This is a genomic window from Tenuifilum sp. (genome assembly GCF_037481895.1).
Taxonomy (GTDB): Bacteria; Bacteroidota; Bacteroidia; order Bacteroidales; family Tenuifilaceae; genus Tenuifilum; species Tenuifilum osseticum.
Window position 1 is genome coordinate 40,418 of sequence record NZ_JBBFKU010000015.1, and the last position, 24,119, is coordinate 64,536.

At 43.2% G+C, this 24,119-nt stretch carries 19 protein-coding genes and 1 tRNA gene; 17 read left to right on the forward strand and 3 right to left on the reverse strand.

What is annotated here, in order from left to right; translation table 11 throughout:
• The first annotated feature begins 16 nt into the window (after window positions 1-16).
• Both sov and gcvH read left to right on the forward strand, forming a co-directional pair.
• A complete protein-coding gene (sov, locus tag WHS63_RS06255) occupies window positions 17-7,369 on the forward strand; it encodes a T9SS outer membrane translocon Sov/SprA (RefSeq protein WP_445204361.1) in 7,353 nt (2,450 codons plus the stop codon).
• Between the two features lie 118 nt (window positions 7,370-7,487).
• Window positions 7,488-7,871 carry a glycine cleavage system protein GcvH gene (gcvH, locus tag WHS63_RS06260; protein ID WP_445204362.1) on the forward strand — a complete coding sequence of 128 codons (384 nt, stop codon included), beginning with the start codon at window positions 7,488-7,490 and terminating at the stop codon, window positions 7,869-7,871.
• A 36-nt stretch (window positions 7,872-7,907) separates the two neighbouring features.
• Here gcvH and thiL read toward each other — a convergent pair whose 3' ends face one another.
• Window positions 7,908-8,954 carry a thiamine-phosphate kinase gene (thiL, locus tag WHS63_RS06265; RefSeq protein WP_445204363.1) on the reverse strand — a complete coding sequence of 349 codons (1,047 nt, stop codon included), beginning with the start codon at window positions 8,952-8,954 and terminating at the stop codon, window positions 7,908-7,910.
• A 95-nt stretch (window positions 8,955-9,049) separates the two neighbouring features.
• Between thiL and WHS63_RS06270 the strand changes: the two genes are divergently transcribed.
• The 15 genes from WHS63_RS06270 to WHS63_RS06340 all read left to right on the forward strand — a co-directional run bounded on the left by WHS63_RS06270 (window position 9,050) and on the right by WHS63_RS06340 (window position 22,651).
• Complete coding sequence (locus WHS63_RS06270; RefSeq protein WP_445204364.1) at window positions 9,050-10,327, forward strand: M23 family metallopeptidase; 1,278 nt, start codon at window positions 9,050-9,052, stop codon at window positions 10,325-10,327.
• 3 nt (window positions 10,328-10,330) lie between these two features.
• A complete protein-coding gene (locus tag WHS63_RS06275; protein ID WP_445204365.1) occupies window positions 10,331-11,116 on the forward strand; it encodes a TatD family hydrolase in 786 nt (261 codons plus the stop codon).
• A complete protein-coding gene (locus WHS63_RS06280; protein ID WP_445204366.1) occupies window positions 11,103-12,140 on the forward strand; it encodes an asparaginase in 1,038 nt (345 codons plus the stop codon). The genes WHS63_RS06275 and WHS63_RS06280 overlap by 14 nt, the downstream gene beginning before the upstream one ends.
• Before the next feature lie 76 nt (window positions 12,141-12,216).
• Window positions 12,217-12,307, forward strand: a tRNA-Ser gene (locus WHS63_RS06285).
• A gap of 73 nt (window positions 12,308-12,380) precedes the next feature.
• The gene (locus WHS63_RS06290; protein ID WP_445204367.1) at window positions 12,381-13,178 is read left to right on the forward strand and encodes a MotA/TolQ/ExbB proton channel family protein; all 798 of its coding nucleotides are present in this window, start codon (window positions 12,381-12,383) and stop codon (window positions 13,176-13,178) included.
• Window positions 13,179-13,184: 6 nt separating this feature from the next.
• Complete coding sequence (locus WHS63_RS06295; RefSeq protein ID WP_445198345.1) at window positions 13,185-13,616, forward strand: hypothetical protein; 432 nt, start codon at window positions 13,185-13,187, stop codon at window positions 13,614-13,616.
• Between the two features lie 58 nt (window positions 13,617-13,674).
• Window positions 13,675-14,250 (forward strand): ExbD/TolR family protein, encoded by a 576-nt coding sequence (locus tag WHS63_RS06300; RefSeq protein ID WP_445204368.1) that lies wholly within the window; start codon window positions 13,675-13,677, stop codon window positions 14,248-14,250.
• Window positions 14,251-14,252: 2 nt separating this feature from the next.
• The gene (locus WHS63_RS06305; RefSeq protein ID WP_445198347.1) at window positions 14,253-14,726 is read left to right on the forward strand and encodes an ExbD/TolR family protein; all 474 of its coding nucleotides are present in this window, start codon (window positions 14,253-14,255) and stop codon (window positions 14,724-14,726) included.
• Window positions 14,727-14,883: 157 nt separating this feature from the next.
• Window positions 14,884-16,284 carry an alkaline phosphatase gene (locus WHS63_RS06310; RefSeq protein ID WP_445204369.1) on the forward strand — a complete coding sequence of 467 codons (1,401 nt, stop codon included), beginning with the start codon at window positions 14,884-14,886 and terminating at the stop codon, window positions 16,282-16,284.
• A 206-nt stretch (window positions 16,285-16,490) separates the two neighbouring features.
• Complete coding sequence (locus WHS63_RS06315; protein ID WP_445204370.1) at window positions 16,491-18,125, forward strand: hypothetical protein; 1,635 nt, start codon at window positions 16,491-16,493, stop codon at window positions 18,123-18,125.
• A 20-nt stretch (window positions 18,126-18,145) separates the two neighbouring features.
• Window positions 18,146-18,667 carry a hypothetical protein gene (locus WHS63_RS06320; protein ID WP_445204371.1) on the forward strand — a complete coding sequence of 174 codons (522 nt, stop codon included), beginning with the start codon at window positions 18,146-18,148 and terminating at the stop codon, window positions 18,665-18,667.
• A 15-nt stretch (window positions 18,668-18,682) separates the two neighbouring features.
• Window positions 18,683-19,642, forward strand: coding sequence for a DUF6175 family protein (locus WHS63_RS06325; RefSeq protein WP_445204372.1), 960 nt, complete (start codon window positions 18,683-18,685; stop codon window positions 19,640-19,642).
• 11 nt (window positions 19,643-19,653) lie between these two features.
• Window positions 19,654-20,625 (forward strand): hypothetical protein, encoded by a 972-nt coding sequence (locus tag WHS63_RS06330; RefSeq protein ID WP_445204373.1) that lies wholly within the window; start codon window positions 19,654-19,656, stop codon window positions 20,623-20,625.
• Between the two features lie 63 nt (window positions 20,626-20,688).
• A complete protein-coding gene (locus tag WHS63_RS06335) occupies window positions 20,689-21,258 on the forward strand; it encodes a hypothetical protein (RefSeq protein ID WP_445201171.1) in 570 nt (189 codons plus the stop codon).
• Window positions 21,259-21,361: 103 nt separating this feature from the next.
• Window positions 21,362-22,651 carry a hypothetical protein gene (locus tag WHS63_RS06340; RefSeq protein ID WP_445204374.1) on the forward strand — a complete coding sequence of 430 codons (1,290 nt, stop codon included), beginning with the start codon at window positions 21,362-21,364 and terminating at the stop codon, window positions 22,649-22,651.
• A 50-nt stretch (window positions 22,652-22,701) separates the two neighbouring features.
• Here the strand turns inward: WHS63_RS06340 and WHS63_RS06345 are convergent, their stop codons facing one another.
• Together WHS63_RS06345 and WHS63_RS06350 are read right to left on the reverse strand one after the other, a co-directional pair.
• Entirely contained in the window at window positions 22,702-23,082 is a 381-nt protein-coding gene (locus WHS63_RS06345; protein ID WP_445204375.1) for a DUF1987 domain-containing protein, read from the reverse strand.
• Window positions 23,083-23,210: 128 nt separating this feature from the next.
• On the reverse strand, window positions 23,211-24,101 hold the full coding sequence (locus WHS63_RS06350) for a class I SAM-dependent methyltransferase (RefSeq protein WP_445204376.1): 891 nt from the start codon (window positions 24,099-24,101) through the stop codon (window positions 23,211-23,213).
• Between the last annotated feature and the right edge of the window lie 18 nt (window positions 24,102-24,119).

Consider the following 24,119-nt stretch of genomic DNA (forward strand, 5'->3'; position numbering starts at 1 on the left):
TAAAATGCTTTGTAAGTTGAGGGTAAAACACTTATCTCATACACATACTATCCGAATAATTGGAATACTTACTCTCGTAACCATTACCATTACGAGAGCTTTTTCTGTTCCCATTCCACAACAGGATACACTAAATTTGCCTTTCCCTATTAAACAACCCGGTATATGGTCAATTGACACGCAGTATTCGCCGTTATACCTTTCAAACCCATCAAACATAAGCGAGGAGGTTGTGTTTGATCCAATCAACAACCAGTACGTCATTTACAGAAAGGTTGGAAATACAACCATTGAAACTCCACGTGTGCTATCGGCCGATGAGTACCGGTCGTATCGTGTGGAGAAGGCAATGCGTGAGTACTGGCGACAAAAGCAAACCGGCGAATTTGTGGGGAAAGGCGATGGCATTCTGCCCCGTATTCAGGTTGGTGGTGAAACATTCGACCGAATTTTTGGGAGCAACACCATAGAAATTATCCCACAGGGTAATGCCGAGCTGGTGTTTGGAGTATCAAGCGCTAAAACCGATAACCCAGCATTACCAATCGATCAGCGACGGAACACAACCTTCGACTTTCAGTCGAAAATCCAGATGAATGTTTCCGGTAAGATTGGCGAGAAGCTAAAAATGGAGGTGAATTACAACACCGAGGCGACCTTTGACTTTGAGAATAATGTTAAAATAGAGTACAACGGATTTGAGGATGAAATCATTCAGCGCATTGAGGCTGGTAACGTTTCTTTGCCTTTACCCGGAACTCTAATAACTGGGAGTCAGAGCCTTTTTGGTATTAAAACCCAGCTTAAGTTCGGGAAGTTAAACGTTACCAGCGTAGTATCCAAACAGAATGGCCAAACACAGGTGGTTGAGATTAAGGGTGGTGCGCAAACGCGCGATTTTCAGCTTAAAGCCGATGAGTACGATGCCAATAGGCATTTTTTCCTTTCCCACTACTTCAGGGAAAACTACAATCGTTCCCTTGCGAACTTACCCATTATTAACTCAGGGGTGCAAATCACTAAAATTGAGGTGTGGGTAACAAACAAACAGGCAAACTTTGAGAACTCCCGCAATATAATTGCATTTGCCGATTTGGGCGAGGCCCAGAACAACATCTTTGCCTCCAATATTTTTACCCAAACGGGAAGTGGCCCGGCAAGCAACGGTTTAAATAACCTGTACGAGCTTATGACCACTACCTACGCCGGTATTCGGGATGTTGCCGAAGTAAGCAATGTGTTGTTGCCCTTGGAATCGCAGGGTTTTACCGGTGGGCGCGATTATGAGAAGATTGAGTATGCCCGCAAGCTATCATCTAATGAGTTCACCATAAATCAGGCGTTGGGGTATATCTCACTATCGTCGGCGCTTAATAGCGATGAGGTACTTGCGGTTGCATATGAGTTCACATACAATGGCCAAACCTACAAGGTTGGTGAATTCTCTACCGATGGGGTAGAGGCTCCCAAAGCCTTAATCCTTAAGCTCCTAAAGGGAACAAACCTTAGCCCTAAAATGCCCACATGGAGGTTGATGATGAAAAACATTTACTCCATGAATGCCTATCAGATTAGCAAAGATGAATTCAGGCTCGATATTTTTTACCAGGACGATGCAACCGGAACCCCTGTTAACTATATCAAGGAAGGGAATATTGCCGAAGTTCCGCTAATCAGAGTACTTAATCTTGATAACCTGAACAACCAGCTCGATGCGTTCCCCGATGGAGTGTTTGACTTTATTGAGGGTGTAACCATTAATCCCGCTAACGGCAAAATTATTTTTCCTGTTTTGGAACCGTTTGGACGCGATTTGGCATCGCGTATAGGCGATCCTACCATTGCCCAGAAGTATATTTTCCAAGAGCTATACGATTCATCGTTAACCAAAGCACGACAGGTTGCCGATAAGAACAAATTCCTAATAGGGGGTTCATACAAGTCGGCCGGAGGATCGGAAATCTTTCTGAATGCGCCCAATATTCCTAAAGGTGCCGTGGTTGTAACTGCAGGTGGTGCAAAACTGCAGGAGGATGTTGATTTTATTGTTGATTACAATCTGGGTACTGTGCGAATTATCAACCAGGGACTTCTTGAATCCGGTACTCCCATAAAGGTTGCAGTGGAAAGCAACGCCTTGTTCAGCCTACAAACCAAAACCTTGGTTGGAACCCACTTTGATTACCGTTTCTCCGATAACTTTAATGTTGGGGCAACCTTAATGAACCTCACGGAGCGCCCCCTAACCCAAAAGGTAAGTTTTGGAAACGAGGCAGTATCGAATACAATATGGGGATTTAATACCTCGTACCAAACCGAGTCCAAGTTCCTGACTAAAATGGTCGACTTTCTTCCATTCATTCAAACCAAGGAAAAATCAACAATAACATTTGACGCTGAATTTGCACAGCTAATTCCCGGGCACTCGCGTGCCATTGGTAAGGCTGGTACAGTATATATCGATGATTTTGAGGGGAGCAGCACATCGCTTGATATTCGTTCATGGGTGGAATGGAAGTTAGCAAGTACTCCCCAGGGGCAACCCGATATGTTCCCGGAAGCCTCGTTCTCCAACGATTTACGGTATGGTTACAACCGCGCCCATTTGGCTTGGTACTACATCGATCCGCTATTTTTGAGGAACACATCGCTTACGCCATCGTATCTCCGTAATAATAAGGAGTTGCAGGGGAACCATTTTGTTCGCGAAATATTTGAGCGCGAACTTTTTCCCAACAAGAACACGCCACAGGGGCAACCAACCAATATCTCCGTTCTTAACCTTGCATTCTACCCTGCTGAACGTGGCCAGTATAACTTTAATACTACTGAACTTGATGCAAACGGAAGGTTAATAGATCCGCAGCGCCGTTGGGGTGGTATAATGCGCAACCTGAGCACCACTGACTTTGAAGCATCAAACATTGAGTATATTGAGTTTTGGTTGATGGATCCGTTTGTGTACGACACGCTCAGTAGTGGCGGCGATTTTTACATCAACCTTGGTAACATCTCGGAGGATATTTTAAGGGATGGCCGAAAATCGTTTGAGAATGGACTACCCACCTCATCGGAGGAACTTTCCAAAACCGATCAAACTGCCTGGGGTAGGGTTCCTACCAAGCAGTATCTGCCTGTTGGTTTCGATAACGACCAAGCTAAGCGCCCCTTCCAGGATATTGGATTAGATGGACTTTCCTCGTCGGTCGATTTGGATGGCGATGGGATACCCGATGAGCAGTTTTTCTTTTCGGAGTATATAAACCAGCTTAGGAATAAAATTACCGATAACGATATACTCGCAGGATTTGAAAGCGATCCGGCAGGCGATAACTTCAGGCATTACCTTAGCGGGGTTTACGACCAACAGCGTGCCACTATTCTCGACCGATATAAGTACTTTAACGGAACCGAGAATAATTCGCCAGTTGCAACCGGAACTACCTCGCAGCAGAGCTACTCAACCCCCGATGTGGAGGAACTGGGAACCGATAATACCATGAACGAGAATGAGGCTTACTACCAGTATCGCATTTCGCTTCGCCCGCAGGACATGGAGGTTGGTAAGAATTTTATAACTAACGTTATAACAGGCGATAAGGATAAAATTTTAAATAAAGCAGTAAAGTGGTATCAATTTAAGGTTCCCATTGCAGAATACGAGAAGGTGGTTGGCCCAATTGAGGATTTCAAGTCAATCCGTTTCATGAGGATGTTCATGCGCGGTTTCCAGGATACGGTTATACTACGCTTTGCTACGCTGCATCTGGTTCGTAGCGAGTGGCGTAAATACAATTACTCACTTATTCAAGGCCAGGAGGGTATGCCCGTTGGCGATTTACCTGTAGGCAGCTTATCGATAGCAACCGTAAATATTGAGGAGAACGACAAACGAACACCCGTTAACTACGTGTTGCCACCAGGTGTGGATAGGGTTATTGACCCAAGTCAACCCCAGCTTATCCAGCTTAACGAACAGGCCATGGAGTACAGGGTAACCGATTTGGCCGATGGCGATGCCCGTGCAGCGTTTAAGAATGTTAACATCGATATCAGGCAGTACAAACGACTCAAAATGGATGTTCATGCCGAAGCTATTGAGGGGTATCCATTGAACGACCAAGAGGTAACAGCTTTCATCCGTATAGGTACCGACTATAATACTAACTACTACGAGTACGAAATACCGTTAAAGCTGACTCCTTACGGGTTTTACTACAATAGCCGGGAGCGCGATCGCGAGGCGGTATGGCCAAGGGAGAATGTAATTGATATCGACCTCGATAAACTGGTTGATGTTAAAGTAGCCCGAAACAATGCCATGCAAAAACCGGGATCGCTTATCACCCTGAATACTGTGTATGTTGTTCAAAGCGGGAACAGTAAGCTAAAAGTTACCGGAAATCCAAACCTTAGCAACGTTAAGGTGATAATGATAGGAATTAGGAACCCTGCCGATGATAGAATGCCTAAATCGGTAATAGCATGGTTCAACGAGTTAAGGCTTACTAACTTTAACGATCAAAGCGGATGGGCAGCCAATGCTCGCTTATCGGCAAAACTTGCCGATTTGGGAATGGTTACCGTTGCTGGCACCACCATAACACCCGGTTTTGGTTCAATTGAGAAAAAGGTTAACGAGCGGAGCAAGGAGACAGTTTACCAGTACGATATCAACTCAACCCTTGAGCTGGGTAAGTTTTTCCCCGCCTCGTTCAACATTAAAATTCCAATGTTCATTGGATTCGGCGAATCGATGGCAAACCCCCAGTACAACCCGCTTGACCCCGATATACTTCTCGACGATGCCCTACGTAACGCATCGGAACGCGAAAGAGATTCCATTAAACGGATTGCCCAGGATTATACTCGCAGGCGAAGTATCAACTTCACCAATGTAAAGATTGATAAAATGGGCTCAAAGCCCCGTCTATGGGACCCTGCAAATATTTCGGTAAGCTACTCTTACAGCGAGATTTTCTCCCGTAACGTAAGAATTGATCATAGGATTCAGCGCAATATTCGGGGTGCATTTACCTATAATTATAATCGACAGCCCAAGTACATATCCCCATTTAGCAAGATAAAATGGTTAAATTCAAGCTATTTGGCTTTAGTACGCGATTTTAACTTTAACCTATTCCCAACCCAGCTCTCGTTCCGTACCGATCTGAATAGGAATTACTTTGAACAGCAATTCCGAAATATTCAGAACCCCAATCAGGTATTTTTACCCACATTTTCAAAGGATTTTATGTGGAATAGGAACTACTCCTTGAACTGGGATATTACCCAATCGGTTAAGTTTGATTTTGTGGCTACTGCCACAGCTCGTATCGATGAACCCGAGGGCATGGTGGACAGGTATAGGGATAGGGACAGGTATGAGCAGTGGAAGGACTCGGTTTGGCAGAATATCCGTAGGGGTGGACGAAACACCATGTACAACCATCAGTTTAACATAACCTATTCCCTTCCGTTAAGCAAGATTCCATTACTCAACTGGATTAGCGTTACATCGCGTTACACCGGAATATACCGTTGGCAGGCCGGGCCAATTTTGGCCGACACTTCACGGTTCGATCCGGGGAATACAGTTCAGAACTCAAACACCATTCAGCTGAATGGGCAGGTAAACATTAATACCTTATTTAATAAGGTAGGATACCTTAAAAGGGTTAACCAGCAGTTTGACCAGCGGGCAAGGGGGGCTGCACCCCAAACCCGAACGGTTAAGTATGAGGAGGAAAAGGTAAACCTTAGGGCAAATGCAACTAAGGTTATTACCCACAAGCTAAAAACGGAAAAGGTTACTGTAAAGGTTTTCGACCCCAATGGCAAGGAGATAAAGGTAAGTTCACAGGTACGTGGCGACACCAAGGTAGCCATTAAGGCCGATGCCGATTATAAGAACTGCAAGGTTGTGGTTGAAGGTAAAGTCCCTGAAAAGATTAACCCCGCCAAGTTTGCCCTTGAAACCACACTCCGACTTCTGATGAGCATAAAAAGCCTGGGAGCATCGTACACGGAAACAAACGGAACATTACTACCTGGTTATAAACCTGGGGTAAACTACTTGGGAACTGAGAACTTTAACGGTATGCTTGCCCCTGGCTGGGAATTTGTAGCTGGTTGGCAGGACCCCGACTTTGCCTGGAAGGCCGCTACTAATGGTTGGCTCACCCGCGACACATCGTTTAACACACCAGTAGTTTTTACTCGCAATGAGAATCTTAACTTCAGAGCAACACTGGAACCTTTACCGGGCTTCCGTTTCGATGTTAGCGCTACTAGAACACTGGGTAAAAGCAATAGCAAAATTTTTAAATCCGATGGTTTGGGTTCTTACAGGGTGCTAAGTCCGCTCACAACAGGAAATTTCAGTATTAGCGTGCTTACCATAGGTACTGCATTCGAGGGTGGTAAACGGACTGGAAGTTCCAAGGCTTTTGAAAGGATGAAGCAAAACCGATTGGAAATTGCCTATAGGCTCCGCGATAGGAGGGTTCCAAATCCATCGCAGGGCTATGACCCCAATGTGATAGATCCTGTTACAGGATTTCCCGATGGCTATGGGCCTTTATCACAGGATGTTCTCAGGGCTTCGTTTTTGGCCGCTTACACCAACACATCCCCAGGCAAGGTCTCGCTAAGCGATTTCCCCCTTATACCAATGCCTAACTGGCAGCTATCGTACGATGGTTTGGCCAAGATGAAACCTCTTAAGCGTTGGTTTAAGTCAATTACTATCAATCATGGGTATCGATCGCTCTATACCATTGGGGCTTTTACAAGCAATCTTACCTATTTACCCGAGGATGATGGGTTTAGTTACGTTCGTAACATTAACGGCGATTTTGTTCCGCAGAACGAGATCACTAATGTTGCCATAAACGAGCAGTTTATCCCATTGATTGGGCTCGATTTGGGATGGAACAATAACCTTACCAACAGGATCGAGATTAAGAATAGCCGTTCATTAGCCATGAGCTTTGCCAATAACCAGCTTACCGAGATTTATGGCAACGAGTTTATCGTAGGAGCTGGTTACCGGTTTGAGGATTTACCTCTTATTTTCCAGGCCGAGGATGGCGGTAAAAAGGCAATCAAGAGCGATTTACGATTAACTGTGGATTTTTCGCTACGCGATAATACTACCATTCTTCGAAAGTTGGTTGAGGATTCGAACGATATTATTGCAGGTCAGCTGATTAGCACTATAAAAACAGCTGCTGACTACCGGATTAATGAGAAGGTAACCATTCGCCTGTTCTTTGACCGCACCCTCAATAACCCTAAGGTTTCAAGAACATTCCGAACAACCAATACCAGCTTTGGATTTAGCGTTAGGTTTGAATTGGTTAACTAATGTGCTGAATAACATGCAGCACTAATTAAAAAAACTTATCGGGTTGAACATGCAATCTTAAAATTCACTACTTTTGAACAGCAAAATCTTTAGTGTAATACTATTAACTGAAAATACTATGAATATTCCATCAAACCTAAAGTACACAAAGGATCACGAGTGGATCAAGGACGAAGGCAATGGCATGGCTACCGTTGGCGTAACCGATTTTGCCCAAACACAGCTTGGCGACATTGTTTTCATTGAGATTGAAACTCAGGGTGAAACCCTTGCCAAGGAAGAGGTTTTTGGCACCATTGAGGCTGTTAAAACCGTTTCCGATATGTTTATGCCTGTTAGTGGCGAGGTGGTTGAGGTTAACCCTAAGGTTACTGAACAACCCGATATCGTTAACAAGGATCCCTATGGCGAAGGCTGGATGATTAAAATCAAAATGTCCAATCCTGCTGAGCTTAACGATCTGCTCAATGCCGAGCAGTACAAAGGAATTATCAACGAGTAAAAAAGTAAACCCCGCTCAAGCGGGGTTTTTTTATTGCTACTCCTTTTGTAAAGCATTCCAGCCCTGAGCAGTAATCCTTATGTCTTCACCCGATGGTGGTATCATGTATGCACCAAGGTGTGGCTCAACAATATGCCCTATCACTCTGACATTTTCCATGCTATCAACTACCTGGTATTCCGATAGCGGAACCGTAAACAAAAGCTCGTAGTCCTCGCCTCCGTTCAGTGCAGCAGTAAACATATCTATATTAAATTCCTCGGCCATTCGTGCGGTTTGCTCATCAATAGGAATTTTGTCCATGTATATCCTGCATCCCACGTTGGAGTTCTTGCAAATATGCAGCAGCTCCGACGACAGCCCATCGGAAACATCTATCATAGATGTAGGTTTAACCCCTGCCTTTCGTAGGTTCTCAATAATATTCCTTCGGGCTTCGGGTTTCAGGAATCGCTCAAGAATGTAATCGTAACCTTCCAGCTTTGGCTTGGCTGCCTTATTTGAAAGGAAGATTCTCTTTTCGCGTTCCAGCAGCTGAAGCCCCATGTAAGCCCCGCCTAAATTACCGGTTACGCAAATTAGGTCGTTTACTTTGGCCCCACTCCGGTAAACAATTTCATCCTCCTTTGCGCTGCCAATAGCAGTAACACTTATGGTCATTCCGGTCATCGACGACGATGTATCACCACCTACCAGGTCAACATTGTAGCTATCGCAGGCAAGCTTGATTCCGCTGTAAAGTTCATCAAGATCCTCCACACAGAAGCGCTTCGAAACGCCTATGGAAACCGTTACCTGTTTAGGGGTTGCGTTCATTGCGTAAACATCGCTGAGGTTAACCACAATAGCTTTATAGCCTAAGTGTTTAAGGGGTGTGTAGGTTAGGTCAAAATGAATTCCTTCAAGGAGCAAATCGGTGGTTACCACAAGGCATTCACCTTTTCCGCATGATATTACCGCAGCATCATCGCCCACCCCTTTTAGTGTCTCTTGATGTTTTGGGGCAAACGGCTCGGTTAACCTATCAATCAGCTTAAACTCACCCAGTTCGTAAAGCTCGGTTCTTTTCTGTGTTTCGCTCATCTTTATAATTTTTCTGCAAACCTACATCAAAATAGAATAACCAAAATACAGTTAAATTCTTTTTTGGTAGTTTTGGGGCAAAATTCAGAAAATTTATGCTTAAAAAGATTTTACCCATTTTAGTTATTTCTTTACTTACAGTGTTCATAATTGACTATTTCATAGGTACAGCCTACATTAAGCTATACAGCCCTGAAAAGGATCAAAAACCATTGGTGGAGGATGTGCAACCTATACTGGAGTATGGTATACCAATCGATTCGTTTTATGTTACCGAATACACCGTTAGGAGTAACCAAACACTGGGAAAAATACTTTTCAGCTTAAACCTAACTGGTAATGTTAATGAGTTTCTGCTCTCACTTACGCCCGATATCTTTGATGTGAAAAAGGTTAGGGCGGGGGCTCGGTATAAGGTTTTCGCCCGGAAGGATTCCCTTCAAACTCCTGCTTACCTTGTTTATGAGGTTTCACCTGTTGAATATTTCGTTTTCAACCTAACCGATTCCCTTTACGTTTACCCCTTTAAAAAGGAGATTGTGCCTGTTAGGAAAATTTCCGAGGCTGAAATCAAAACGTCGTTATGGGTCGATATGAAGGCAAATGGACTAAATCCCATGCTTGCCCTTGAGCTTTCCGATATTTTTGCTTGGACAGTCGATTTCTTTGGCCTTTTTAAGGGAGACAAGTTCAGGGTGATGTACGATGAGCTTTATGTTGATAGCGCATCGATTGGGATTGGGACTATTTATGCTGCATGGTTCGAACATCGTGGCGAGAAATTTTATGCATTCAGGTTTGAACAGGACTCCGTAGCCAGCTACTGGGACGAAAAAGGAAACTCACTTCGTAAATCGTTCCTCAAAGCTCCGCTCCGCTTTTCACGCATTTCAAGCCGTTTTAGCGGGAACCGCTTCCACCCCGTGCTAAAAATTTACCGCCCTCATTCCGGTGTGGATTATGCTGCTCCTGAAGGAACACCTGTAATGGCCCTAGGCGATGGTGTTGTAATTGATATGGGTTACGATAAGGCCGCAGGTAATTACATTAAAATTCGCCATAACAGCGTTTATACAACTGGCTACAATCATTTTTCACGATTTGCCAAGGGTATTGCAAGGGGTGCGCGCGTAAAACAGGGCGATATTATAGGGTATGTTGGTCGTACAGGCTATGCCACTGGCCCGCACCTCGACATGCGTATTTGGATGAATGGCTCACCCATTGACCCTCTAAAAATGAAATCACCTCCCGTGGAGCCCGTTAAGCAGGAAAATCTTGAGGCTTTCAGGAATGTGGTAGCCAAACTCTCGGCACAGCTCGATAGCATAACACCCGGAAGTAGAACCTACTATGCAGCTCAAAAGGAGTAAGCCATGCTTTTAATTGATACTCACTCACATATTTTCTCGGACGAGTTCGATACCGATCGTGAAGCTGTTCTTATGCGTGCTGCCGAGGTTGGTGTAAAATATCACATTTTACCAAACATCGATTCTTCCTCTACCAACCGTTTGCTCGATACCTGCAATCGCTTTCCGCAATGCTTCCCCTTAATGGGTTTGCATCCTACCTCTGTCCGGAACGGGTTTGAAAGGGAAATTTATCACGTTGAGGAGCAGTTGTCCAAGAACAAGTTCTGGGGCATTGGGGAAATTGGAATCGATTTGTATTGGGATAAAACATACTTTACACAGCAGCAGGAGGCATTCAGGCATCAGCTCAGGCTGGCCAAAAAGCTCAACCTTCCGGTTATAATTCATTCCCGCAATTCTTTCAGGGAGATTTTTGATATTGTCGATCAGGAAATTGACAACACTCTTAAGGGTGTTTTTCACAGCTTTACTGGAAATATTGACGATTATAAACATATTGACCAATACAAAACCTTTTTGGTGGGGATTGGTGGTATTGTAACCTACAAGAATGGAGGGGTTGGCGGTTTAGTAAACCAGATGGATCCAAACAAAATTTTATTGGAAACCGATTCCCCCTACCTATCGCCAGTACCTGTCAGGGGTAAGCGGAACGAAAGCTTTAACCTTATCTACATTACGGAGAAGGTAGCCGACCTGCTTGGAACTTCTGTCAACCAGGTTGCGAAACAAACAACCCAAAATGCCGTTAAACTCTTCAAACTTCAGATAGATGAAATCGGGTAACACAAAAATTCTAATTATTTACACTGGTGGGACAATTGGGATGAAGCAAAACCCTGAAACCGGTGCATTGGCCCCCTTTAACTTTGAACAAATTGAACAGGAGGTTCCCGAGCTCAAAAAATTTGGCTTCAACCTCAACACATATTCTTTTGAACCCCCAATCGATTCATCGGATATCAATCCCGATTTCTGGAGGAAGTTAGCGGCAATAATTGGGGATAATTACCAAAGCTACGATGGTTTTGTGATTCTCCATGGAACCGACACCATGTCGTTTACTGCTTCTGCTCTGAGCTTTATGCTCGAGGGGTTGTCAAAACCCGTTGTTCTGACCGGTTCCCAGCTACCCATAGGCATGTTGCGAACCGATGGGAAGGAGAACCTTATCAGCGCCATTGAGATTGCCGCCTCCATTCAAAACGGGCAGGCAATGGTACCGGAGGTAAGCATTTTCTTTGAGAATAGGCTATACCGTGGGAACAGAACAACCAAGCATAACTCCGAACACTTTAATGCCTTTCGTTCCGACAACTACCCCCCCCTTGCCGAGGCAGGGATATCAATAAAGTACAATTACCCTTTTATTCATTACCCTACGCAGGAAAAGCAGCTTATTGTCCACACACAGCTCGATAGCTCTATTGCTGTACTTAAACTTTTTCCGGGAATATCGGAAAATGTTGTGGAATCCGTTTTAACCACCAAAGGGGTAAAGGCGGTTATACTGGAAACCTACGGCTCGGGCAACGCACCAATGCAGAACTGGTTTTTAAAGAAACTGGAATACGCCATAAACAATAATATAGTTGTGTTTAACGTTACTCAATGCAAGGCTGGCGGGGTTGACATGGATAAGTATGAGAATGGCCTTATGCTGAAACGATTGGGTGTAGTTAGCGGCCACGATATAACCTATGAGGCAGCAGTTGCTAAGCTAATGTTTTTGCTAGGCAAAGGGTTTTATGGTAAGGAGCTTGCCCATGAGTTAGAAAAATCCATAGCAGGCGAAATAACATTGAAATAGTCATTGTTTTTTTCAATATTTTTTTTGTAATTTGCGCCACGTTTTAAAGGTTCTTTATTTAGTATTTCGTAACTTTGGAGAGATGGCCGAGTGGTCTAAGGCGCACGCCTGGAGAGCGTGTATACGCCAAAAGCGTATCGAGGGTTCGAATCCCTCTCTCTCCGCCAGCCTTTTAATGTTTAACTAAATTTGAGAACAAACAAAACAAACCTTTAGTAATAATTAAACGACAATCAAACCATGAAAAAGCTATTCACACTAGTAGCAGTATTGGGAGTGCTCTCGTTTGGAGCATCAACCTTTGTAAACGCACAGGATGAACCTGCAGCAAAACCTGACTCAGCAATGGTTCAGGAGCAAGCAGCTCAGGCAGCAACACCTGCAGCCCCTGCTGTTGAAGAACAATCGTTACACAAGGCTATCAAAACCAAATTCATTGAGGGTGGTCCTGGATTTATGGCATCCATTCTTTTAACCTTAATCTTTGGTTTGGCTATTGTAATTGAGCGTATTATTTACCTAAACCTTTCTACCACCAATACCAAAAAGTTACTCAACAATATTGAGGAAGCCCTGAAAAATGGTGGTGTTGAGGCTGCAAAGGAAGTTTGCCGTAACACCCGTGGCCCTGTTGCCAGCATTTTCTACCAGGGTCTTGACCGTGTTCACGAAGGTATCGAAGTTGTTGAGAAATCAATTGTTACCTACGGTTCAGTTATGATGGGTCAACTGGAAAAGGGATTAACCTGGATTTCGCTTTTCATCGCAGTTGCACCTATGTTAGGGTTTATGGGTACTGTTATCGGTATGATCGGTGCTTTTGATGCTATCCAAGCTGCTGGTGACATTTCTCCGTCGCTTGTTGCTGGTGGTATTAAGGTTGCTCTTATCACTACCGTGTTCGGTCTTATTGTTGCTATTATTCTTCAGGTGTTCTATAACTACCTGCTCAATAAGATTGATAGCATCACCAATGAAATGGAAGATGCTTCTGTAAGTCTTCTCGATATTCTTGTTAAGTATAACCTTCAAAAATAATTGGCCATGAATAGCTCATTATCAACCTATACCAAGGTTCTTTCGTGGCTATTAATGGGTGTTTCTATTGTTATAACCATACTATTCTTTTTAAGCAACCAGGATATTGAATCTGTAGAACCATTCATTGATTGGGCTTATATTCTGTTTGCCATTGCTGCCGTTTCGGCATTAGTTTTCCCTGTTGTAAACCTTGTTAGAAACCCCAAGAATGTCACCAAATCGTTGGTAGGATTACTGGCAGTTGCTGTAATCTTTGTAATTGGCTATGTTTTGGCCGATGCTACTCCAATTCCATCGCCAACTCAAAACGCTGACCTTTCAAATCCTACCGTTCTGATTATTAGCGATACCGGTTTAATTGCAACATACCTGTTATTTGGCATTTCTATGCTATTGTTGTTATATACCGGCGTTCGCAGTGCATTCCATAAGTAGTTTAAACAAATGGTTAGCCGGCTCAGTTCGGCTAACCTGAAAAATACTAAGTATAAAGATGGCAAGAAAAGTACCAGAAGTAAATGCCAGTTCAACTGCCGACATTGCGTTCTTATTGCTCATCTTCTTCCTGATGACCACTACCATGAACGTGGATACGGGTCTTACGAGGATGCTTCCTCCCATGCCCGATCCCAATCAGAAACAGGATGATGTTGAGGTTAAGCGCAGGAATATTTTCTCTGTGCTTATCAACAAGAGCGATAAGTTACTTGTCCGTGGTGAACCCATGGAGGTTGGCATGTTGAAAGAGAAGACCAAGGAGTTCATTATGAACCCGAATAACGACCCCAACCTTTCCGAGTTTGAGGAAAAGGATATTCCCGGAATTGGTAAGTTTAAAGTATCCAAGGGCGTTGTTTCGCTTCAGAACGACCGTGGTACATCGTACGAGATGTACATGAAGGTTCAGAACGAATTGGTTGCTGCATACAATGAGTTACGCGACGAATTATCAACTTCAGTTTACGGAAAGCCATTCAGCAAGTTAGCCAAGGAAGAGCAGGAAACAATCTCTAAGGCAATTCCATTGAAGATTTCCGAAGCTGAACCTAAGAACGTAGGAGGAAAGTAGTTATGGCTAAGTTTGAACGAAAAGGTAAAAACGAGTTGCAGGCTATTTCAACTGCCTCGCTTCCCGATATTGTGTTCATGCTTCTTTTCTTCTTCATGGTTAGTACAACCATGCGTGAAACCACGCTAATGGTTCGTAGCCAGTTACCCGAAGCCACTGAAGTAAACAAGTTGGAAAAGAAGTCGTTGGTATCGTATATCTACATTGGTCCTCCTATGAGGCAGTTCCAATCACTGTTTGGTACTGAGCCACGCATACAGCTTAACGATTCCTTCAAATCGCTCGACGATATTCGCGATTTTATCGCATCGGAGCGTGAAGCGATGAAGGAAGATGAAAAGCCCTTGCTTACCACATCACTCAAAATTGACAAGGAGACCCGTATGGGTATTGTTACCGATGTTAAGCAGGAGTTGCGTAAGGCCAGTGCACTTAAGATAGTTTACGCTGCCCGCAAGGCCGATAAGAAAAAGTAATTTGCTTTTATATCATTCTTTCAGGAAGCTGCCCTTGGGCAGCTTCCTGTTTTTTAACACCTTTTAATAAACCGAGCTAAAGGCTTGTATGTTGCTCCAACTTTTTTAGTGTAGTTTTGTTACCTTAACATTCAATAAATTTTTTAAATCATAAGAGATGAGATCACGAACCCTACTAACAATTTTGCTCGCTATAGCAATGGCTTCCTGTGGGAAACATGAGCCCAAGGCAAAGTATGTGTTTTACTTTATTGGCGATGGAATGGGAGTATCGCACGTGACACTTGCAAAGCTGTATGCCGATAGCGTTTTGCACGACAGCACGGCAATGTCGTTTACCCGTTTCCCCGTCACTTCGCTTTCTACTACCTATGCACATAACAGGTATGTTACCTGTTCAGCAGCTGCCGGAACTGCTCTTTCAACTGGTACCAAAACTTCAATCAACACCATTGGTTTAACTTACGACAGGACGGATACTTTATACAGTATAGCCAAAAAGTTTAAGGAAGCTGGGAAAAAAGTTGCCATTTTAACCAGCGTAAGCATTGACCATGCAACACCGGCAGCTTTTTATGCCCATGTTGGCTCACGTGGCAGTTACTACGATATTGCTAAACAACTGCTAAAGTCAAATTACGATTTTTTTGCATCGGGTGGTTTTCTTGAACCCTATGGTACCAAAACCGATTCCAATGCCGTTAGCGTATATGAGTTGGGAAAGGTTAGAGGTTACCAATTTACTTCATCGCTAACGGAGGTAGACTCTTTGGTGGCAGCAGGAGCAAAATCCATTGTTTACTCTGCCCCAAATCCTGCACCCAGCAGCACATTACAGTATGAAATTGACCGTTCGGAATCCGATGTAAGCCTTGCCGACATTACCCGTAAAGCCATTGAGGTAGTGGATAACCCCAACGGTTTCTTTATTATGGTTGAAGGGGGCAAAATTGATTGGGCTGCCCATGACAACGATGCTGCAACTGTGATACATGAAGTGCTTGCTTTTGCCCGTGCTATTGATGTTGCCTTGGAATTTTACAGGAAACATCCTCACGAAACATTAATAGTGGTTACTGCTGATCACGAAACTGGTGGACTTTCAATTGGAAACAGGGAAAACAAGTACGATTTTCACGTTAAGTTGCTCCATTACCAAACTGCATCCAAGGAGCGTTTGCATAAGGTTATTGCTGAATTAAGGGAACAAAACCCAAAGGCAAAGTTTGACGATTTATTGAAGTTCCTGGCCGATAAGACAGGGCTTTCAAAAGATATTGAGCTAAACGAAAACAATATCAAGATGCTGAAAGATGCATACAACGTAGCCTTTAAGGGTTTAAAATCAAATGAAAAAACCACATATAGCGAAACTGATCCCATATCAAAGGTTTCCATTCAGATACTAAACTCAAAGGCTGCAGTAGGATGGACATCGGGCTCACATACTGGTCAACCCGTGCCAGTGTTTGCAATTGGTAGTGGTCAGCAGCTATTTGTTCCTTTGCTCGATAACACCGATATCCCCAAAAATATTGCTAGAGCTGCAGGCTTATAGCCTAAACCATAAGCGAAATTAAATGTAAGGGAAGGTTAAACCTTCCCTTATTTATTTGACGAATGCAATGAATTGTTGCTTTAATTAAATGCAATCTGCTTTAAACAAACGTTTTTTGGTGATATTTATCAATTCATATGGCCAAAAAAAATTTTAAAATAAAAAAATTGCCGTAACTTTATTCAATAACTTTAAAGTGATAAAGTATGAAAAAGGGATATTTGCTTTTGGCCTTACTGCTTAGTGCCAATATTTACGCTCAGGATATTGAAAAAGGGAATCGCATTCCATCCACCTACGACCGTAGCTCCATTACGGTTTTATACATGAAGTTCCCGGGTGAAAACCATGCCTCGGAGGTGGAAGCTAAATTTCCGGAAGTAAAGTTTACCGATAAGTATTACAACAACAATCTGGATGCTTTGGTATTTGAAGCACCCTTTACCCGAGGCGATGCCTCTGTTGTTCCAACCAAAGCCATCGAAAACTTTCTGATGCAGAAAGGGGTGTCAAAGTCAATTGTTAGTAAGTGGTACAACCGTAAGGATGATGGCTCAATGGATTTGGACCTCATTTTCGACAGGGGTATGTTTAATGCTACCGACGCTCAGTACATAAAAGCCCAAGCCACAAAGCGAGGCGATAACATACTTAAGGATTATGGGAACCGCCTGATTGAGAAAAGTTACATACTGGTGCTTGATTACCAGAGTATACTTACCATGAAAGAGGCAAAGGTTGAGAAAATGAAGGGATGGAAGGCCACCGTTAATGGATACCTTTATAAAGTAAAGTTCAATGAGGAAACCCAGAATGCGCTTTACGATTGCTGGATTTATCCTGAAGACTCTCCCGCTGTTCGTCAGGAAAAAATTAAAAAGTTCCAGGAGCTAAATATTCCTATTGAGTTTGTTACTCAAACAGTTGTATATGCCACCGCCTCGCAACCCACTGAGGATACTCAGCTTGGTAAACTAATTAAACAAAAAACCGAGGATCAGTTACTTACTGAACTTGTTCAGAAAGGATACGATGAAAGCCTTTACTACCTTGAAATGAAACATGAAGATTTCATGGTAAAAACCACCATTCATCAGGTTAGGCCAATTCGGGCTAAAATTGGGTTGAAGGAAGGATTAAAATGCGATCACCGCTACTTTGCCTATGAGTATGTTTACAATGAAAAAACCAACAGCGTGGAGCCACGTTTTAGAGGTGTAATTCGCGCAACCAGTAAGATTGTCGATAACCGACAGGTTGCCAAAGGCGATATGCCTACCTCACAGTTTTACCAAACTGCAGGTAGAAGGCTACGCGAGGGATATCTGATTCGTCAGCAGAACGATCTTGGCCTAGAGTTACTGGTTGGCTATGAAGCTGGTGAGGTTGGTGGTGTTTACGGCAGAATTGATGCACGTATGGGTCGTTATGTTGGCATTAGGGCACTGTTTGTTTACGTTGAGGGTGGTGCCCAAGTTTTAGACTATGACATTGCTTTCTTAACCTTTGAAAGCATAGCATTTTTACACTACGGAGCAGGTTTGGCTAAGGGTTTCATGCTTACCCGTAACCTGGAATTACGCCCATATGTTGGTTTAGGGCAAGAGCAGGCAAGCCATTCAGATTTTGACAATGGTTCCCTTAAAGTTCTTTACCTGAAAGCTGGAGCAAATTTGGCACTAAATTTGAAACATAACTTCCAGCTAATGGGAGGCATTGGTTCATACTCGTTTATTGGTAATGCTGAAAACGATAATGGCGATACCGGATTAACATGGGACGAAATATTTACTGATCGTAAAGGTATGGCAACAATGTTTGGTGTAAAATTTATGTTCTAACTTTAAAATAGTATAGGTGTATGAGAAAAGTATTATTGAGTATAGCAGTAACAGTGCTGGGCGTGGTAATGATTTTACCAGCTAATGCACAAACCCGCAAGGAGCGGAAGATTCTATGGAATAGCCAGTACAACTATGAAATTGAACCGGTTGGTGTTGGTCAGGATGGAACCAAGGTTTTCAAGGTATGGGGGTATGGCAAGGATGTTGGTGCTGCAGTTATGAATGCTAAAGAGGCAGCCGTAGCCGCCTGTATTTTCAAGGGGCTTCCCGGTGGCGGTGGCTCTGCTCCAACCCCTCCAATATGTTCCCAGCCCAACGCTGAACAAATTCATGCCGATTACTTTGAAAAGTTCTTTGAGGTGGGAGGTAAGTACCTTCAGTACATTGCCGTAACCAACGATGCCGATCCCTCAGGGGAGGATCGTATTAAAATGAAGAAAGGCTACAAGGTGGCAATCTACGTTCAGGTAATGTACGATGCTTTACGTAAACAGCTTGAAGCCGATGGCATAGCCCGTCGTCTGGATTCAGGATTCTAATACATGATGGTGAATATGAAACGACTACTACTTACATTTTCGTTGCTTGCCTTTGCAGTTCTGGCATTTGGTCAAGCCAAAAAACCCATAATAATGGTTGTTCCCAGCGATCAGTACTGCATTAGTCGCGGGTACAAAATGGAGTTTAACAACCAGGGTTTGAAACAGGTTCTCCCCGATTATAAAACTGCTCTGCAAACCGATCCCGATTTACGTTTGGTTATTACCAAAATGGGTCAAATAATGGCCGATAGGGGCTTCCCTCTTAAGGACCTGGAGCAGGAACTTAAAAATCTGGAACAGGAACGTGCCGAATCGTCAATGCTAACAAGCTCATCGAGCGGCTCAGAGATGGCCGAAAGTCCCATTGATGCTTTAAAACGAGTTGCCAAGGCCGATATAATAATGGACTTGGACTTTGAAGTAAAGCGCCAAGGACCCCAGAAATACATTGTATTTAACCTAAAGGGCCTGGATGCTTATACGGCAAAACAGGTATCGGGTGTTGCCGGGGCAGGTAGCCCATCCACATCGGCTTCGCCTGAACTTTTGCTCGAGGAAGCTGTGCTTAGTCACATGGATAACTTCAACGCAGGCCTTATGCGTCATTTTGAAGATATGTTTGCAAAAGGACGTGAGGTTAAGGTTCAAATTAAGGTCTGGGCTAACTGGGGCGAGAATCTGGAATCAGAGTTTGGCAGCGATGGCAAAGAGCTATCAACCATTATTGAGGACTGGTTTGCCGATAACTGCGTGGAAGGTCGCTTTAACCTTTCCGATGCAACTGAAAACTTCATGAAGTTTGAGCAGGTTCGTATCCCTATGATGCGTACTGACGAAAAAGGTCGCCAAAGAGCAGTTGACACCCGCTCATTTGTTAGCGATTTGCGCAAGTACCTGAACGGTATGGGAATACCCTCAAAGCTGTACATGCGCGGTTTGGGTGAAGCTTGGCTAATACTAGGTGAAAAGTAACTGATATTAAAATGAAAAAGTTAATACTATCAATTGCTGTGCTCACAGGCTTTGCTTTAAGCCTTAATGCACAAAACAGCCAAGGGAAAACTGACGATATGGGCAGAATAGCACTTGCTGCTATTGTTCCCGAACAGGCAACCGGTATACCCCAGGAGGCTCGCCAAATGTTAGTTAACAAGATGAGCCAGATTGCCTCTCAAAACGGTTTAGGTGCTACTGCTGCTAATCCACGTTTTTGCATTGTTCCGCTTGTAACAGTGATTAGCAAGGAGATTACTCCTACAGCACCCCCTATGCAGGCGGTAAATCTTGATGTTACCTTTTATATTGTTGATGCTGCTAGCCAAAACATCTTCAGTCAAACAAATATATCGGTTAAGGGTGTTGGGCCAACTGAGGACAAAGCCTATATCCAGGCTCTGAAAAATATCAACGTAAAGGCCGGACAATTCAAGGGTTTCATTGAGAAAGGTAAGGAAAAGATCATTGAATACTACAACTCTCAGTGCGATGTGGTGCTAAAGGGAGCACAAGCTCTTGCAGGCCAAAGAAAGTACGAAGAGGCCCTTTTCGTTCTGCTATCAGTTCCCGATGTTTGCCGCGAATGCTTTGACAAGAGCATGGATTTGTCAATCGAAATCTATAAGCAATACGCCAACTACAAATGTACTGAGTACATGGCAGGTGCCAAGGCTGCTTGGGCTAACATGAATGCCGATAAGGCAGCTGAGTATCTAGGCAAAATCACTCCCGATATGGAGTGCTACGCCGATGCAGTTCGTTTAACCGATGAAATCACCCAGAAAATGCTGGCCGATGGTGCTAATGTATGGAACTTTAAGATGAAACAATACGACGATTCCATTGAAAAAGATAAGATGATGATACAGGCTGGCAAGGAAATTGCAGTAGCTTGGGCATACTGGGGTGCTGCTCCTTACTTCAACTGGGATTGGAGTTGGTTGTACCAGCAGAAATAAACCGATAATTAATTTAATAATAACTTGATTTTAAGTTTAACCAAAAAAAGAATGACTATGAAAATGAGAAATTTATTAATGGTTGCCGGCATTTTTACCTTTGCTTTTATGCTGGCTAGTTGCGGTGGTTCAAAGAAAGCTGCAGACAGCTCTTTAGGTAAGGAAATTAATGTTCCTTGCAACGATGATGAATTCCACACCGATGCAAAGTACTTCCGTGGAACAGGTAACGGTATCAGCAGCGATTTAAGTACTGCAAAGAGCAAAGCTCGTATCGATGCACAAACCAACCTTTCACGTAGCATTAGCACTACCATGAAGGCTGTTGCTGACCGTTATGTAAACGAACGTCAGGTTGGCGATGCCATGGAGTTTGAACAGAAATTTGAACAAATGACCCGTGAGGTTATCAACCAGGAGTTGAATAACGTTGAAGTGGTTTGTACCAAAACTTTCCAGAAAGAAGGTCGTTACCAAGTATTCAATGCGCTTCAGGTTCCAAAGGATCAGGTTCTAAACAATATTAAGGACCGTATTTCAAAGGATCAGAAACTACAGCTCGACTACGATAAGATGAAATTCGAGCAAGTATTCAACGAGGAAATGGAAAAGATGGCTAAGGAACGCCCATAATTTCCCTATTCATTTCATACAGCAGCCCCAACCATTGGGGTTGCTGTTTTTGTAAAATATTTTTTACTTGCCAATCCCCTTTTGGGGTTAAAATAATGTGAGTATGAAAAAGATATTACTTCTTGCTTTGTCCGTTGTGGGGGTAATAACCCTAACCTTTGCCCAGGATAAACTACTGGAGAAAAGCGGAAAGCAACCCAAATGGGTGAATGGTTTGGAAAAGGATTTCATCATTGTAACGGGTACAGGCCCTACCGCGCAGGATGCCCAGCAGAATGCCCTTTCAAATGTTAAAGCCCAAATAGTATCGTCCGTGGCTGAGAACGTTAAAGCAAGTTCCGAGGTACGTAAGGAGGAGGCCAGCTTCAACAATAATGTTAATGCATTCCTTGAAAAGTTTGCCACCACTACCACCACCCAATCAGGTAAAGTACCTTTTCTGCAAGGGATTTCTATCTCTAAGGTTAGTGACTTTTACTGGGAAAAACGTCAACGTGCCGACAAGTCGGTTTATTTCATATACCATATAAAATATCCTTTCCCGGAAACAGAGCTGAAAATGCTGGTGCTTGATTACAAGATGCGCGACCGTGAGCTAACCCGCCAGATGGAAGATTTGCTTGAGCAGGTTGATAAGGTAGAATCTGTTGAACAGATTGAGAAAAACATTGCTGAGCTTGGCTCGCTTAAGGATTACTTTATGGATGGAAGGGTTGACCAGTGCAATCTTGGTATTACCCGGTACAAATCATTACTCAGCTCCATTGAACTTGTTGAACTGGAAAGCAACCTTGGCGAACTTAAGTACTACTTGCGTTTGAATGGGCTAGCCATTTCCACGGCTAAGAAGCCCACAACCAAATCGGAATGTGCCCGAATTACTTCGGTTATCAACAATTCCGATAATGTGGTTATTAAATATAACTATGAGAATTGCTACGAGGATCCGGAGAATAACATTCTGGTAAAATACATGTTTGGAGGTGTAACCGTTCAAAAACCTTTCTATTTTGATGTTGCAGCCAATAAGGCATCAATTTTCTTATCGGACCCCATACATTTGAATGCCATTGCAAAGGATGATGCAACGGTTACCGGAATAATAGTTGATATGACCATTCGCTCCAAGTACGATTCTCCTTTTGTGGTTGAAAAGGTTGTGCTGGAATGGAAGGGTTTCCCACCTGTAGTTATTGAGAATATTGGGCAATCGTTCAAAGGCAAGGGCAATCATACCTTGAAAGTAAACTCTGACCAATCCCTTAAGATTGCTGAAACATCCTCGTCAGGTAAAACCCTATCGTTGCTCTCAGGTTATATCCACTACCGCGATGCCTCAGGCGAACTAAAGACTTACAGGATTTATAACCACAGCTACACCACCGATTGGTAATAGGTTGTTAGAATATTGTTCAATTAAAAAAAGGCCTTTACGGCCTTTTTTTATTCCTTATATGATTCCAACTTGAAAGGTATCTTGATATGATTTGAGAGATCTTTCCCAGCATCTTTTATATCGATGTCATCCTCATTATACATCCAAACTATGCTTATCTTATGGCCATCCTGAGCAATTCTTTCAAATCGCTTCAGTACCTGAAAAAGCATTTTTGAACTGGGGGTATTGTAGTAAATCATTTTAAATCGCACCACTGTTTCAGGATTCGGGTTCTTTGCATACTCTTCAATCCAAGTAATAATTGGTTCGAAAAATGATTTTGCATCCTCAGGTAAAGAGTTTCCTTTAAACTCAAAGACACCTGCATCCTTATCGAGAGTAATGGTTGGATATTGGCTGGTACCGTTAACCTTTAATGGTTCCATACAGCATTGGTTTTATAAATTTCAATAACTTCCCATAAAACAAATATACGGAAAATCAATGCAAAAGTAACATTATATTGATATATTTTACCTGTTTTATGGCAGGCTTTTTATTTTTGTTGATAAAATTATTTTAAAAACCGTAAAAAAACACCCAGCGGTAATTTTCGTCCAGCTCTGTCAACTAGGTATAGCTCTCCTATTTCTGGTTTGTCAACTTTAAAAATGCTTTTAACCAGACTTTCGGCTATAATGGGCGAGTATCCCATTGAGTAAAGGTTTAGTATCAGGAAGGAGTTTTTATGGGTTAATAGATTTTTGCAGTTCTCCAGAAGCGGACATAGATTTGTTTCAAGAATCCATTTTTCACCTTCGGGCCCCCTACCATAGGCAGGAGGGTCAAGTATAATTCCATTGTAGGTTTTGGCGCGCCGTACCTCGCGTGCTACAAATTTTACGGCATCATCTACCATCCACCTAATTCCATCGAGCTTGCTAAGCTCCATATTCTCGCGCGACCAGGTAATGGTTTGCTTAACCGAATCGACATGGGTTACATCGGCCCCGGCTGCTCTAGCAGCCAGCGATGCACCTCCGGTGTAGGCAAACAGATTTAAAACCGATGGCTTTTCTACTGATAGATGCTGAACGGTATCGTAAATAAAATCCCAGTTTGTTGCTTGTTCAGGGAATATGCCAACATGCTTGAACGATGTAAGGCCCAACCGGAACTTTAGTTTCATTTGTTTGTAGCTGTAACCAATTGTCCATTGCTCCTTACAGTTTCCCTTCTTATTCCACTCGCCCCATTCGTTATCGCTCTCGCGGTTACCCTTTTTCTTTACAAAGTATGCATTGGCTAAGCTATTCCATTCGGCTTGTGAAAGTGCTTTTCGCCAAATGGCTTGTGGCTCGGGACGAGCCAGAATTTGGCTGCCGAACCGTTCTAGCTTTTCGCCATCGCCGCTGTCGATTAGCTCGTAATCGGGCCAGTTGCTGGGTGTTTCAAGTAGAATCATCAAACTAATTTTTTAAAA